This window comes from Bacillus sp. FJAT-29814, assembly GCF_001510715.1.
Classification (GTDB): Bacteria; Bacillota; Bacilli; order Bacillales; family Cytobacillaceae; genus Neobacillus.
Map to the genome: position 1 here is coordinate 641,186 of NZ_LMTJ01000002.1, position 15,472 is coordinate 656,657.

At 41.9% G+C, this 15,472-nt stretch carries 8 protein-coding genes; 1 reads left to right on the forward strand and 7 read right to left on the reverse strand.

Features of this window, described 5'->3' with window-relative positions; genetic code table 11:
* Positions 1-8 precede the first annotated feature (8 nt).
* The 7 genes from AR334_RS07220 to AR334_RS07250 all read right to left on the reverse strand — a co-directional run bounded on the left by AR334_RS07220 (position 9) and on the right by AR334_RS07250 (position 14,229).
* Entirely contained in the window at positions 9-917 is a 909-nt protein-coding gene (locus AR334_RS07220; protein ID WP_066307392.1) for a hypothetical protein, read from the reverse strand.
* A gap of 51 nt (positions 918-968) precedes the next feature.
* Entirely contained in the window at positions 969-1,748 is a 780-nt protein-coding gene (locus tag AR334_RS07225) for an HpcH/HpaI aldolase/citrate lyase family protein (RefSeq protein WP_066307395.1), read from the reverse strand.
* A 330-nt stretch (positions 1,749-2,078) separates the two neighbouring features.
* Positions 2,079-2,948, reverse strand: a complete 870-nt coding sequence (locus tag AR334_RS07230; protein WP_066307397.1) for an aminoglycoside phosphotransferase family protein — start codon at positions 2,946-2,948, stop codon at positions 2,079-2,081.
* Positions 2,949-3,503: 555 nt separating this feature from the next.
* Entirely contained in the window at positions 3,504-4,670 is a 1,167-nt protein-coding gene (locus AR334_RS07235) for an iron-containing alcohol dehydrogenase (protein ID WP_066307400.1), read from the reverse strand.
* A gap of 423 nt (positions 4,671-5,093) precedes the next feature.
* Positions 5,094-6,821: a glycine betaine ABC transporter substrate-binding protein gene (locus AR334_RS30580; RefSeq protein ID WP_066307402.1), complete on the reverse strand. Its 1,728-nt coding sequence runs from the start codon at positions 6,819-6,821 to the stop codon at positions 5,094-5,096.
* 1 nt (position 6,822) lies between these two features.
* Positions 6,823-8,028 carry a glycine betaine/L-proline ABC transporter ATP-binding protein gene (locus AR334_RS07245; RefSeq protein ID WP_066307403.1) on the reverse strand — a complete coding sequence of 402 codons (1,206 nt, stop codon included), beginning with the start codon at positions 8,026-8,028 and terminating at the stop codon, positions 6,823-6,825.
* Between the two features lie 615 nt (positions 8,029-8,643).
* On the reverse strand, positions 8,644-14,229 hold the full coding sequence (locus AR334_RS07250) for a metallophosphoesterase (RefSeq protein ID WP_066307404.1): 5,586 nt from the start codon (positions 14,227-14,229) through the stop codon (positions 8,644-8,646).
* A 473-nt stretch (positions 14,230-14,702) separates the two neighbouring features.
* Here AR334_RS07250 and AR334_RS07255 point away from each other — a divergent pair, with 473 nt between their 5' ends.
* Positions 14,703-15,200 (forward strand): ATP-binding protein, encoded by a 498-nt coding sequence (locus AR334_RS07255; protein ID WP_066307408.1) that lies wholly within the window; start codon positions 14,703-14,705, stop codon positions 15,198-15,200.
* Positions 15,201-15,472: the final 272 nt, after the last annotated feature.

The following is a 15,472-nucleotide window of genomic DNA, read 5'->3' on the forward strand; positions in this document are numbered from 1 at the left end:
TATTTAGCCTATTTGTCTTGCGGCATTGGGTATTCATCAGCGTTTAAAACCCAGCCTTTTTGAAGCGAGAAATCTTCGCGTGGCGGACAGAAGATATCAACCAATTGATTGATTCCGTTACCTATCGCTTGTGTAGTATGAATGGCTCTTGCAGGAATGACAGCAACCGAAGGACTTGCACAGTGTTCATGGTCATCCTCACGCCATTTCGCCATATCTGTTATCCAAGGCCAGCGGAGATGGTGGACGAATTCTCCTTCAATCGCCAAAGAACATTGTTCAAAATCATCATGAGAATGCGGCGACATTTTTGAAGGGTCACGCGGTCCAACATTCGGGTCTAATACGTTGACCATAAATGTGGAACATCTAAAGATTCTCCCAAATCTTCCTTCTTCCTTGGGAATATCCAGGCTGTATACTCTGACCTTATATCCATCTACCGGTTCAGGCCATGGCTTGAACAATGCTGTGTTTGGATGTGGTTCACGATAAGATTCCTTGTTAATTGGCAATTCCTCTAAATCTTCATTTGCGGAACTAAAAAGACGAACAACCTTTCCACCTTTCACAATCTTTATTTCACTATCTCCAGGAGGTAAAATCGCAATGCTAAATCCATCCACAACAGTTTCTTTATCACCCCATTTTACAATCGCCTTACTCTCTTTATCTTGTAGAAGCAGAACGTATTCGTCGGTTTGATTTTCTCGGACAAGTACTCCGCCATCCTTAGCTTCTGAGTAAGATATATAAAAATTTTGACCACGGAACCACCAAGTTTTTAGAAATTCACTTGATTCAACTGGCGGAGTTTCATAGAATTTCCCATAATCTGCTCCTGCAAAGTCCGTGGGAGACACATTCTTTTCCTTTGAATCCTTCAAAGTGGCTCTTGGATCGCTTTTATCAAACATCGTTTTTTAACCTCCGTTTTCCTAAAACATTTTTTTGTAGTTTCTAGTAATCTATTTTCCGATGGATAGTCCATCAAAATTTTCCCTAAATGCCTTAACTAGTGAGTTTGCACCCGCTGCCACTAGGGAAATATCACCACTTACAGCCAGAAAACGGTAACCTCGTTCTATATAGTATTTTGCCTGCTCAAGGTTACCTGCAAACGCTCCCATGATTGTTCCAGTTTTATTCGCTGCCTTTTCAATTTCAGCAAGGCGCTCTTGAACATTTAGATCATTAATATTTCCAGGTACTCCAAAATCAACGGCTAGGTCAGTTGGGCCGATAAATGCTACATCCAGCCCATCAAACATTTTTTCAATACAATCATCAATCGCTTTTGTTTCAAATTGTCCCACTGTTAACACTCTAGAATTTTCACTATCCAAATAATCTTTAATGGCAACGCTTCCATAATTAGCGAAAATATTGGCAACCCCTACTGATCTTGTTCCTAAAGGAGGAAAATGCATCATGCTATACAATTCTTTTGTTTCGCTGGCTTTTCGCAATCTCGGCATTTGGATACCAACAGCACCGGCCTCAAGCAAACGATTTACTAACCCTTGAACAGGTTCAGGTAACCGTACAACAACAGGGATACCGGCGTTCACACCTGCTCTAATGACACTTCGTGCTTCCTCTTCACTAATCTGTGCATGTTCCATATCACAAATAATAAAATCAAATCCTGCAAGTGCTAAAACATCAACGATCTCCGGACGCGGGATTTTTAGAAATGTTCCAATACAAGGTTTTAGCTCTAGTTTTTGCTTTAAATCCATCTTCATTGCAAAGCATACCCCCCTCTTTTGTTATGTATCTGATCGGATCTTGTTGAGATTATATATAATCTATGATGATTATATATATAAAATTATTAAAATTCAATATATTTTATTTATTATGATATTTCAAATTATTCAGGAAGATAAGTTGGACGCATTTTTAGGGCCATCCTTTGCGGGACGGCCCTTTCTTTGTTATTCAGCAATATCCGCTTCTAATATCAAAAGAAGCCATTCAATCTAAATAAGGGTTGTTTTGCCAAATTATGATATTTCCTGCTGGATTCAGCTCTCCTTAACATAGTTGTTGCTTAACAGTAAGATGATCAACCATCATTCTGAAAGTACTAGGTCGAGCCAAGATTTCGCCTCATTATACAGGACTGGATTGTTTTCCGGCGTGTAGTAAGCTAGCACTGCAACAGCCTGTGATACGACCCACCCGCGGGCTCTTGCCCACGTAGCGTCGTCCGTCGGGAGATATTCGCGGAATGCATCAAGGGCCTCCGGCGAGTGCAACTTCCATGCGACCATAATATCGCATGCAGGATCGCCAATGCCCATTTCACCCCAATCGATCACACCGGTGATGCGTTTATCTCGCACGAGCCAGTTACGCACGTCAAGGTCACCATGATGCCAAACTGGCGGGCCGTTCCACGGTGGCGCAGCAAGCGCCGATTCCCACACAGCAGATACAGCAGGGTCGCCATCGAACCGCTCTAGCCAGTATCGGAATCCCTCATCCCGTTTTGCTAAAGGAATGCCGCGTCCAGGGGGCCCACCCGATGGATTGATTTGTTGCAGCGCTGCAACGAACCCCGCAAGATCACGCGCTGCCTGAATCGCGTCAATCTCCTCTACCGGCACTGTCTCGCCTTCAACCCATGTATGTATCTCCCAAAACCACGGATATTCGCTATTGGGGTGCCCTTGAGCGATAGGTACTGGGGTTTCAAGCGGAACCAATGGTGCGAGCTTAGGTAGCCAAATAAACTCGCTACTTCCTGGTGTGGTCGGCCCCTCCCGCCGCGCGAGCCGAACGGAATATTCGTCGCCTAGCCGGAAGATGGCGTTCACTGTACCAGCAGGCTCAATCCGTCGCAGGGGCAGCTCTGCCCAATGGGGAAATTGGGCGACAAGCAGACGGCGCACCAGTCCCTCGTCAATTTCCATTTCGTCGACGTGCATCTTTTCACCCATTCGTCGTCTCCTCCTCAATCGCTTATCATTTTAACAAGTTGTCAATATAATCCATATAATACGAGTTTCCGTGACTTGTTCATTCATGATCGACACTTCCCGATTCGCGAATGTCAGACATCATCGGACGTTTATTTTCTACACTGTAGAAAAAGGGTTCCGTTTTGAGATACTTGCCGAAAGACAGTTGCATTAGCTTCGTTATTGGTATATAGAAAAGTAAGCGGAGAATTTCCGGTTAAATGCAGAATAGAGCTCGTTTTTGGAAAAATAAGAGGAGGTTTTCCGGTTATGCAAAGCAAAATCCCTCATTTTAACGTGTATCGAGTCAATAGGCGGAATCTCTCCGTCTATTTAAGCCTTTATTAATAAAAATTACTAATTAGGCGAAATTTTTCCGTCTATTTTCAGCCCATTTTAGTTGGGACCGCCGTAAGTGGGAATAGTAGAATGACAAAGGAAAGAGTAAATCTATTAATAATGAAATGGCAGCCTATTAAATGGTCCCCCAATGCTTTAATGCACAGGGGGACTGACCCCAAAAACTCTATTTGTTTAAAGGACATCCTCATAGGCTTGCTCAAGAATCTGCCGGTAATCCCTTGCACCAATGTCACGTATGTTACTTGTTGTAGAATTATTTTGCATGGCCAGTTCTACAATTCGTGCGAAATCCTCTTTTCGCACTCCTGGCAAATCTCTTAATTTAGGAATTTCCAATTTATCAGTAAATGCGTGAATTCCAGTAACCAATTTTTCAACCGCGGTTTCATCCGAATCCGATTCATTGGCAAACTTCATGTATCTTGCCAGATCAGCATGGATGCCTATCTCTTCTTCTGCATTAAATTTTAATACATAAGGAAGAAATACGGCATTGACCACTCCATGTGGTGTATCATACAGACCCCCAAGTGCTTCTGCCAAGCAATGTACAGCAGCAACATCCGCAGAACCGAAGCATAATCCAGCTAAAAGACTGCCTTCCAGCATGTCATAGCGCGCTTGTTGATTTTCTCCATCCATGAAAGCGGCCGGCAAAGAAGAGACAATTTTGTTCATCGCTCTTGCTCCGAATGCTTGAGAGATGGGGTTCGTTACTTTACACGTATAACCTTCAATGGCGTGAACCAATGCATCCACACCGGTAGCTGCGGTAACCAACTTCGGAACCGTCATGGTTAATGTTGGATCAAGCACCGCCATCATGGGTCTTAATGAAGCATCTTTTAGTGTCAGTTTTCGATGTGTGGCAGACTCGGTTATAACCGAGGAGCGAGTGACCTCAGAGCCTGTCCCTGCAGTAGTTGGCAGACAAATAATCGGGGCTATATTTGCATACTCCCTCTTTCCTTCCACGTATTCGACCGGTGTTCCACCGTTCGGACCAAGAAGAGCGATCGCCTTCGCGGTATCCATCGCGCTTCCGCCTCCAATAGCGACAACCGTCTCAATCCCCTGTTCCTGAAATAATTTAGCTCCAGCCAAACATTCCGTATCCCTCGGGTTTTGCGAGACAGCATCAAATAAAAGGACATGATACCCTGACTCTTCCAAAGCTGTTTTGATTGGGGAAACGATCCCAGCCTTAACCACACCCGGGTCACTGACTAGCAAAACCGACTGCCCAACCTGAAGAGACTCCAATAGCTTCGGCAATTGCGCTGCTTTGCCATATCCCATCTCAATTCTAGTATTACAAAAATAACTATAACTCTCCATTTCCAAAACTCCTTTGGCCATCATCTATTTCTATGTATAGTTCCTATTATAACATCAATTATTTTAATATTCTGACTGCAGAACGAATTATTCTTATCTATCATTACAGAAGTTTAGGTACCAGGCACAAAAAATTCTTTTTCCGAATGGTTCTAATGTCAATTCGTTTTCTGTGATAATATTTTGAATCCCATACAAAGAATATGTCCCAGTAATAAACACTCTAAATGATTCTGATGGAAATTTTTTGAAGAGTTAAACAATTGTTCCGGGTAACTGAACTTTATTTACCTAGCGGGCGTATTAAAAAAGTACCTGTCACGCCCCAAAAAAGTGCCCGCCACCAACCGAATAATGTCGAGATGAATCGACAAATTATCGGTTGTGACAGGCACTTATTAAAAAAATTGTAAAGCACATTTTCTACTTCAAATCTTCGATTGAATTAATATCCATATACTTTGGCACAACCAGTCCATTCTTCGTTCCATGAAGGTTGCTTCCAAGATCAACGATATCATTTTTATATTGTTTATAATATTCCCTGTGGGTACTCGGGAGCCATCCAGCCACCATGCCATCGACACTGCCGTTTGCTACACCGGCAAACATCGGGCCGACCTCCACTTGACTCAATTTCACCTTGAAGCCATTCTGTTCCAGCACCTTTGCCATGACATTGGTACTGGCGATTTCTGTATCCCACGCCACATAGGCAAGACTAATGGTTTCCCCATTGGCTGCTTTGGCACCATTTGTCCATTGCCCCACTTTATCCTTGTTGGCCATTATCCATTTTTCTGCTGCTTTCGCCGGGTCCATCCCGTCTTTAATATCTACCATCACTTTTTCTATATCAGCAGGTTCCCAGGAAAATTGATCAAGGATGGTATACGCACCCGGCGCATCCTGCTCAAGACCTTTTCTTACAATGGTATGAATATCCTCCGTTTCACCAAAAGATTTCTTTGGATCTTCGAGAAATTTTAAATCGTAAGTGGAAAACATCCAATGCGGTGCCCAGCCGGTGACAATGATCGGTTTCTTTTGATTATAGGCCTTCTTTAATTCTGCTGTCATCGCAGCCGATGACCCCTCTTGCATCTGCCACTGATCCAGCTGATAATCGTTAATTGCCTTCTCTGCTTGCGCCATAATTCCTGCTCCAGGTTCAATCCCAATTATTTTGAAATCAGTTTGGGCTCCGATACCGTTCCCACCCTTTTCCGTGGCCGTTTCTTTTGTAACTCCTGTCACGATCGCTGCGAGGATGACCAGAGCAACTAAAAGAGAATAGACGATTTTTTTCTTCATCACCTTTTCATAGGCCGGTTTCCGTAAATTTTGGCTAATCCGATCGAGTATAACGGCGATGAACACGATCGATAAACCTGCTTCAAAACCTTTTCCTACATCAATTTGGCTGACTGCCCGGTAAACATCTGCCCCCAGCCCCGGCGCCCCTACCAGGGAAGCCGTCACTACCATCGATAAGGCCAGCATAATGCTTTGGTTGACGCCAGCCATAATGGTGGGCGTAGCAATCGGTAATTGAACCTTAAATAATTTTTGGCTGGTGCTGGAACCAAAGGCATCCGCTGCTTCAATTAAATCCTTCGGAACTTCCTTAATCCCAAGATTCGTCATTCGGATGGTTGGCGCAATCGCAAAAATAAACGAAGCAATAATTCCTGGCACCATGCCAATGCCAAAAAACAAAATGGATGGAATTAAATAGACAAATGCGGGCATGGTCTGCATAAAGTCCAATATCGGCGTTACGATTCGATGAACCGTTTTTCTTTGAGCACACCAAATTCCAACAGGAATTCCAACGATGATGGTGAGTAATCCTGATAGTAATACAATGGCAATGGTTTGAATACTGGAATCCCAATAACCGAGATTATCAATCAAGAGCAAGCTGAAGAGCGTAAATAGTCCTAATGGCCATCTGCTGGTATAGGCAACCAACAAAGTTAAGATAATGATTAAGAGGATGGGCGGACCCACACTTAATACATCCACTATGATATTTAGCAGGGACTCGATTAAGGTGGTTAATAAGGTAAAGAATCCGGCAAATGCAACGGTAATCCATTGGACCAGGACGTCTACCCAATCTCCTAGAGGGATTTTCGGCACATTCATCTCATTCACTCTCCAAATCGTTCAAGGAATCTTTATTTCCCGCCAACGCCCCGATAACGGCACCGCGAATGACCACACCCATTAGGCGGTGCTCTTCATCGATAACAGAGATTGGCAGACTTGATGTGGCGATCACGTCCATTAGTTCGGCAAGTAAGGTATCTCCGGAAACGGTTGGAATATCCGTTGTCATGACTTCCGCAATGGATAGATTCTGATCAATGGCCCGTCGTGCCTCTTCCGCAGTGATTGCACCCAATAGTTTCCGATGGCGATCAACGACAAAAATACTGGAATACCCCTGCTTCCGCATGATTTCCAATGCCACCCGCGGCCCTCGGTCTATAGCAATTCTTTCTGCCGGTTTCATTACATGGGATGCCGTTAATATTTTTGAAAAATCTACATCTTCAACGAATTTCTCGACAAATTCATTCGCAGGATTCATTAAAATTTGCTCAGGTGTTCCCAGTTGAATGATACTGCCATCCCTCATCAACGCAATCCGATCGCCGATTCGCAATGCTTCATCCAAATCATGGGTAATAAAGATGATTGTTTTCTTGTATTTCTCTTGGATCTCCATCAGTTCATCCTGCATATCCTTCCGAATTAACGGATCGAGCGCACTGAATGCCTCGTCCATCAAGATGACATCTGTGTCACTGGCAAGCGCCCTGGCTAGTCCCACCCGTTGTTGCATGCCGCCGCTTAATTGTTTGGGCAGCTGATTTTCGTAACCTTTTAACCCGACAATCTCCAATGCACTAAGTGCTCTTTTTCGCCGCTGCTCAGCGGGGACCTTCTGAATCTCCAGCCCGTATTCCGTATTTTCCACGATCGTTTTATGAGGAAATAAGGCAAAATTCTGAAACACCATACTAATTTTTTTCTGCCTGACTTCCCTTAAGCGCGCATCACTCATCTTCACGATATCTTCATTTTCAATCAGGATTTCTCCGATTGTTGGCTTAATCAGCCGGTTAAACATACGGATTAACGTGGATTTTCCGCTTCCGGATAAACCCATTATGACAAAAATTTCACCAGGGTAAATTTCAAAGGAAACATTTTTCACCCCAACGGTCTGTCCGGTAGCCTTCAAAATTTCCTTCTTGGTCTTTCCTTGTTTCAATAAGTCGATTGCAGCTTTTGGATTATTACCAAAAATCTTAGAGACCCTTCTGACCTCTATGTAGGGATTCATGCTGTCACCTCATTCGATGAATTGACCGTATCATATACATTTTTGCCCAATATCCCCATTCTATGTTACTTCCGTCAAATTTTTTAGATTTAGATAGAAAAGGTACTATTCTAGTGACTACAAATCAACTTTTAAGGGGAGTTCCGCTGGCGGTAAATAATTTCATCCTATCGTTCAGCTCAGAATTTACTTCCTGAAAAAAGAGCCTCTGCAAGAAATAGTGTTGAATTGGCCCTTTCTTTTTATCAGGTAATTTCATTTACTTATGATGCGGTTCATCGGACCTACTTAAGTGGCAGTTTTTTGCTTGAAATTATTCCTTTAACGAATGATTCCATCAACTAACAGAATATGAAAAAAAACAATCGAATTACCTGTACATTTAACTACTATTATCGAAAATTATTGTTAAATCAAAAAACCGAAGGAATATGGGGTCAGTCCCCCAATGCTTTAAAGCATCGGGGGACTGACCCCAAAAACTCTATTTGTTTAAAGGACATCCTTATGTCATAACTATTTATCTATTGACATAAAAAATGTGCCTGTCACCACCCGATTTCTGTCGAGGAGAATTCGACAAATTACTGGTAGTGACAGGCACGTACTTGGTACCTATTGTTGCTGTTTTAATCTTTGTTTCAACAAGACAGTTCCCCCAATGAGTAGGAGAATGATTCCTGCAAACAGCCAGCTATACATGTTTGTTGCTGTATCTGGCAGTTGTCCTCCTGTTGAAGGATTCGCTTTTATGTTTGTTTCTGTGCCTGGTGCTTGGCCTTCTGTTGATGGATTTGCTTTTACTAGATCATTTGGATGGAAGACTCCATACGTACTTAAGTGTTTCGTCATGGCTTTAATTTGGCCATTTTCGAATGTGCCCCCGATTAATTCCCAGACCTTTTTATTTGGATTCCAATAAAAAACTTTTAATGCTTCAGGATGGTCGACTCCACTTACAGGGAAAGCAAGCTGAATCTCATGGTCAAAATGACTGATGATTTTATCTACCTGTTTGATCGTGAAGTCATATACGGCCCCAACTGCCAAATTGGATGAAGGAAGCTTTTCAGGGGTTTTTGCGACTCTTTCCATGCTAATCACAAGGTTTTCCCCTTTTGCAAAGTTTGCGGCATCTACCAGAAGCTCCACATCATCTTTAACGATTTTAATTTTCGCATGGCGATTGATGAGCGTTTCTAGCTGGCCAGCCGTAAATTGAATCGTTGTGACTTCGTCCAGATTCTTCTTTAATTCAACCACAAGTGTTCCATCTTCATCCAGCTGATTGATTTGGTCATCAGAAACGGTTGCACGGTCTCCATCTTTTACAGGAGTGACTAGTACTTCCTTTTGAAGACGAGGCACGTCACTAGAGAGAACATTTATGGTGATCGTGACCATTTTCTCATGCTGTCCATCACTTACCAGAATGGAAAGTGTGTAAACCGCTTTGGCTGCTGCATTTAACTGCGATGCATCGGCAACGATTATTTCTCCGGTCTTTTCATTAATGGTAAACGTTCCTTCATTGTTCCCGGAAAAGATTTTGTAGGTCAATGCATCTCTATCGGCATCACTTGCCTTAACAGCACCGACCACTGTGCCATTTGCAGTCTTCTCATCAATGGTAAACGAGGCATCATCCGCAGTTGGTGCGTTATTGTCTGGAACCTCTTCTGCTGCCTTTTTCTTTATCGTGTAAGTATCGTACAAGTATGGCAATTTTGTGATTTCATTTTTAGTTTGGTCATACTTGAACGAATACGTGTTAAAGGTTACAGAATCTTCTTCTACTGTTACCGTCACATAAGCTGTCTCTTTTGCGATATCACTCTGAGGCCCTTGAGGGTTTAACGGATCACCTGCTGGTTTAGCAGAGTTTTTATCAAGGAATTGATAATTCGGTGCTAGCGGATCATTAGACGAAACCGAATAATTCTTTTCACCATACCATTTCAACCCACCAGCTGTAAGAGCGACCATATAGAATGGTACATTGTCTGGCTGTAGGGCCGTTGTTTCATCAAGCATTTCTGGTTTTGCATTGACACCCTGTTCGTTAATAAAACCTCTTGAAAACACATGATCATGCCCCTGCATGACTACATCAATATCCAATTCCGCAAAAATTGGCGACCAATACTTTCTTAATTCGATAATATCGTTATCTGTTATGTGGCTGGCACCTGTGTAGATGGCCTTGTGCATACCGACAAAAATCCACTGGTCATTTTCTTTTGCTTTCGCTACCTCTGATCGTAATAAAACTTCCTGTGCTTTTAATTCTGGTTGTGTAGCATTTTGGGTGTTAAGCATCACGTATTTTACTGGACCGTAATCAAAGGCATACGCTCCGCCTGATTGATTTGGTACGTTAATATGACCGTTAAAGGTAGCATTGTCGTGGTTCCCTTGAACGACAGAAATGAGGTTGTTTTTCAAGAAATCTGACCCTGCCGTTGGATAGGCTCCGCCGTTATTGAAGAACAAGTTCCATTGTGTCTCATTTGAAGCTGAATCAGTCAAGTCACCGCCAATATAAGTAAAGGCAGAATCTGTTAACTTGCTCAATTCATTAAAAGTGGCTCCTACTGCTATTGCATTCACAGCGTTACTAATTTGCGGGTCCACTATATAGTTGAATGTGAAGCTATCTTTGTTCCCTGCTTCAGGTGCTGTTTTAAATGTTCCTGTAAGCGTGTTTGCGCCTGCTCCCGCTGTATATTCATACTCTGTACCAGGTGTTAATCCGTTTACTTCCACTTTGTGGAAGAATCTGTTTCCTGCACCTGCCGCATTCGTTCCACTAAATATAGTTGATTGGCTTTCACCTTTTTTATTCACTTTCAATAACGTTTGAACTTTCTCATTGCTTGTCCAAGCGAAATTGACACTTGTTGCTGCATCTATCCCTACATGCATCGTCAGTTGTTGCGGCACCTTATTAGGATCAGCCTTAATAGGGTTGTCCGATAAAGGATACACTTGCGTTACAAGGGTTTTTCCATTTGCAGTTACTTCTGCATACCAACCTGTATCGCCGCTTGCCAATGGCTCCCATACAGTAGCGGCTATATTTCCGCTTTCAACTGATATTGTATTTCCGATTTTCACCTCTTCTGTGACACCAGCAGTAAAGGAAGCGGTAGATATGGTTCTGTTTGGATTTTGTAATGGAAGATTAACAGTAAAGTCATCCGCTTCTGGCGAAAAAGCATTATATTTATCCATTACAGGCGAGTAAGTTTTATTAATCAACTTTCCGTCTTTCAATTGAAGTGTGCGAAGAAAACCATCTCCACCACGGTTATAATCCTGGTAATCACTCATGATTTCTTGTACAAAACGTGTTGTACCAGGGACTGTTCTTGTATTTCTAGATACTCCAGGATTATGTCCGCTTAATACTAGAGCTACATTATTATTTGGCACAATCATTTTTTCAAATATCTGCTGACCACGTTGAGCTTTGTCAAAGTCGCCATTTGTTGCGAGGTACTCGTGCACTAATATAATCGCACTACGATTGCTGTATTCTTTAAGAACTGAATTTGCCCATGTAACCGTATCAGGTGTTACCTCAACTCCCATCCCTAGGTAAAGCATGATCAAGTCTTTTCCTCCGATGGTCACGAGGTCATAATGATGGGTATTATTGTTGTAACTTCCGCCATACCATGGTTGCCCTACATAGCGGTCCTCGCCGAAATAGGAGAAATACCCGCTCGTTTCATACCTTAGATTTGTAAAGTCCCCCACGTCATGATTTCCAGTCACAACACCATTCGGAACTTTTGCATCATCTAATAGTTTATGTGCAGCATCTGCAATCTTCCATTGTGCCATATTGCCAACGGATTGAATGAGATCACCAGTATGGGCTACATAACCGATATGATTTTGGTTATATTGGTCTGCCAACCATTGGGTCATTTTTTTGTACGTATCATCAGCAGCATAAAAATTTGTATCTGTATAATATTGCGTATCTGTGAACCATCCTATGGTGTCACTGCCATTGGATACAAGTTCAGGAACAATCATTGCCCGAAGCTTGCCTTCCGATACAAATTCCGCCGTATCTACTTTTGCAGTCAATGTAAAATCCGAACCCTTAGACCCGTGTCCAGAAGTTACCTTTACCCATTTTTCTAATTTATGATTCCAAACTGCCAATGCTAACTTTTCACTACCTTGCGTATGTCCCGTAAACGACAGAACAACTTTCCCAGTAGCTTCCCCTACATTCACATCATAGGCTTGATATGGCATGCCTGATTCCGAAGTAGTTGTAACATAACCGCCAACTTTTTCTCCGAGAATAGTTTCTCCAGGATAGCTCTTATTTTGAAAATTTGTACTGTCCATCACATTGGAATAACCTTGGATGTCGGTAATATTTACAGCCTTATAAAAAGTTACATCCGCGTTTCCACCACCAGGTACATTAGGAGTAATCAATAGATCTGCATGATTTCCCCCCCTGATAGTCTGCGGATTTGTCACACTTAATTCAGCACTGTCCACTTCAAAACTAACCGTTTTAGTTGTCGCATTGCCTGCCTTATCCGTAACTGTAATAAGGAGGGTGTGGGTGCCTGACGTTAAAACAGAGTCATATGGCAAAGAGATGGTTGCCCCATCCAGTTTAACCAGTGTAGATGCAATCCCAGAGGTTGCATCTGTAATAGATGCTTTTAAACCGTCTGTTGACCGGATTATGGCACCGTCCGTGACAGAAGGCTCGACCACCGGAGCTGTATTGTCCGTAGTAATGGTCGCCGTTTTGACTGGAGTGCCGTTATCCAATAGCACAATGGTATGATTCCCATCCGCTAGCGACGTTGTATCCACTGAGAATAATTTTACCTTGTTATCCCATGCTGTCAGATCGAACAGAATATCAATCTTGTATGCTAGGGATAAATTACTGCCGCCTGGGAATCCGTCACCCATGCTATATCTATTTGTGTCCAAATAATCTTCTTCCGTTATCTGATTGCTTTGAGATGCAGGTATTGCCGGATCCACTGCATAATACAACTTTACACCTGTAGGTACGATTTTACCGCCGTTTGGTAAAGAAATAGAAAAATCAAACACACTAAAGTCATCATAATTTGTCGTATTCGGTGCAGCATTAACATTATAGTCCCCAGCTGAATTCCCAACGACAATACTGATGCTATTAACCTGTCCTGGAGTCAGGAGGCTTAGGTTAAGCGGCACTCTTTGCTGCACATCATCCTTAGGAATATAAGAATTGAATTGATCGTTAATGTATGTAGAATTTTTAAATTTGTTACTTTCAGATTGTATTCCCGAGGAACGAAAATCCAGGTAAGCATTGCCGTCAGTCGTCATCCCGTCAATAGGATTTCCATCTAACGTTAAAGACAAGTTGTCGTTACCATTTTTTGATGCTCCTGTTACAAACAATTGGCCGTTAAATAGATCTCCGTTGTTAACGTTCCATGAATAGCTGCTGTCATCCACTTCGGGAATTTCATCCACTGGAGGGTTTTCATCCACTGGTGGCGTATCCTCCACCGGAGGGATATCACCCTCTGAAGAAATTTTAACACCTTGAATAACGATATCATTGATACGTGTATTACCTGCCATAGCAGTTGTACCATCATCGCCATTTACTTTATAGTTAGAAGTCATAATCCAACGAAGGAATACTTTATCCTTATCTTGCATTTCTTCTGGTAAAGCTAATGTACTTAAAGGAGAATAACTTGTAGTTGTACTGTAACTGCTGTTCGCTATGTCTTTCCAGTTGTCTCCATCAGTGCTGTAAATGACCTTAAAATCTCTTGGCCCTTGTGGAGATGACGAAACCTTCCCCGTTACTGTCAATTGTTCGTAACCTTTGGTAGAAAGTTCAACTTGCCAATATTTATTATCCATACCCCCAGCCCATTTACCAAGGTATACAGAATCTGTATCAGCATAGCTACCAATGGTAGGAACAGCTCCCTGAGAGTTAGAAAATAGAGCGTTGTCTTTATTTTTACCGCTTGTCGCAGGAATGGATGCGGACATTTCTGTTGCAGTAGTCATATTCCATGCTGCAACGGTTTCTAGATTAGCTGAATTGTCCGCATATACAGAGACACCCCCAGCCCAACCATTCATGATCACAACTATTACCAACAGTATGGATAATAGTCTTTTTCCTATTGCTTTCATAAAAAAGTTTGCTCCTTCACATTGTTATTTTCTGTAGAAATCAATTGTTGAAATAGAATCATTCACCTCACTAAAATATCTGAATTCTAGAAATATACTATTTTATCTTATAAAATGGATGTTCAAAGGATGTTAAGACACTATTAAAATACTATTAATGTATTATTCATTCTTTGTAAACGGGATGCAGGACGGCAAAAAAAGGGACAGGCATTTATTTGTTTACCAGGATATCTTCCTATTTTCAAATCATAGGTTTGTTCCTTTACCCTTCACCCCACCTTCTCAAACCTCCCCGCTATCGCCGGAGTACTAACAAAGCAGGTTTGTTAAAGAAGGAATATAAATCAAATTGGTAGAATAAGTGAATCGGATATAAATCTTAACTTCTAAATATTAATAAGAGGAAAAGGTCTATGGGAACTAACGAAGTAAAAAGTTTAAACTAAAATAAGCGTGGGGGGTTGAAAAATATGAAACAATTGGGGACGCTATACTTTTTCTGTGGAAAAATGGGCGCTGGAAAGTCAACTAAATCTAAGCAAATGGCGTTAGATAAACATGCGGTACTGTTGTCTGAGGATGAATGGCTTTCATCTCTTTATCCCAATCAGATTGCATCATTTGAGGACTATCTAAAATTCTCAGTGCAGCTCAAGCCGTTGGTGAAAAAGCATGTCCAAAACATATTAAGTGTCGGTACAGATGTAGTGATGGATTTTCCAGCTAACACTCAAAAACTGCGAAAGTGGTTTTTGGATATGGCGTCAGAGATCAATGCCAGCCATCAACTAATTTTCCTTAATCTAAATAACGAGCAATGCTTACGTCAAATTGCACAAAGGCGTAACGAACAACCCGAAAGAGCAGCTTTTGACACGGAAGCGGTGTTTATTCATGTTACTAAATTCTTTGAAGCACCAGAAGCATCCGAGGGTTTAAATATTTTAGAGTTTAGCGGAAAAGAATAACAAGGAGTTCAATGATTCGTATGTATAGAGTACCTTTTGTTCTGGGAGGTGCTCTATATGATATAAAATGAAACGTGAGTAAGAAAAGTTTCAATGTATATATGTTAATTTCGATATAACTTTGTGAAGTGGTACATTAACGGGTAGCGTTTCTACGATAAGTGGAAACGCATTTTTTTGAAGTAACGGGAGGTTAGTGGAATAAGGAACCATCTTAGGGAACACTAAAAAAATGAGGTGTGAACTAATGAAAAGATACATAATTTTTATAA

What these genes read in the sequence shown, in the direction of transcription:
- AR334_RS07235 (WP_066307400.1), bottom strand. Translation starts at nt 4,670, where the DNA reads ATGGAGAGTTATAGTTATTTTTGTAATACTAGAATTGAGATGGGATAT.
- AR334_RS07250 (WP_066307404.1), bottom strand. Translation starts at nt 14,229, where the DNA reads ATGAAAGCAATAGGAAAAAGACTATTATCCATACTGTTGGTAATAGTT.
- AR334_RS30580 (WP_066307402.1), bottom strand. Translation starts at nt 6,821, where the DNA reads ATGAATGTGCCGAAAATCCCTCTAGGAGATTGGGTAGACGTCCTGGTC.
- AR334_RS07245 (WP_066307403.1), bottom strand. Translation starts at nt 8,028, where the DNA reads ATGAATCCCTACATAGAGGTCAGAAGGGTCTCTAAGATTTTTGGTAAT.
- AR334_RS07225 (WP_066307395.1), bottom strand. Translation starts at nt 1,748, where the DNA reads ATGAAGATGGATTTAAAGCAAAAACTAGAGCTAAAACCTTGTATTGGA.
- AR334_RS07220 (WP_066307392.1), bottom strand. Translation starts at nt 917, where the DNA reads ATGTTTGATAAAAGCGATCCAAGAGCCACTTTGAAGGATTCAAAGGAA.
- AR334_RS07230 (WP_066307397.1), bottom strand. Translation starts at nt 2,948, where the DNA reads ATGGGTGAAAAGATGCACGTCGACGAAATGGAAATTGACGAGGGACTG.
- AR334_RS07255 (WP_066307408.1), top strand. Translation starts at nt 14,703, where the DNA reads ATGAAACAATTGGGGACGCTATACTTTTTCTGTGGAAAAATGGGCGCT.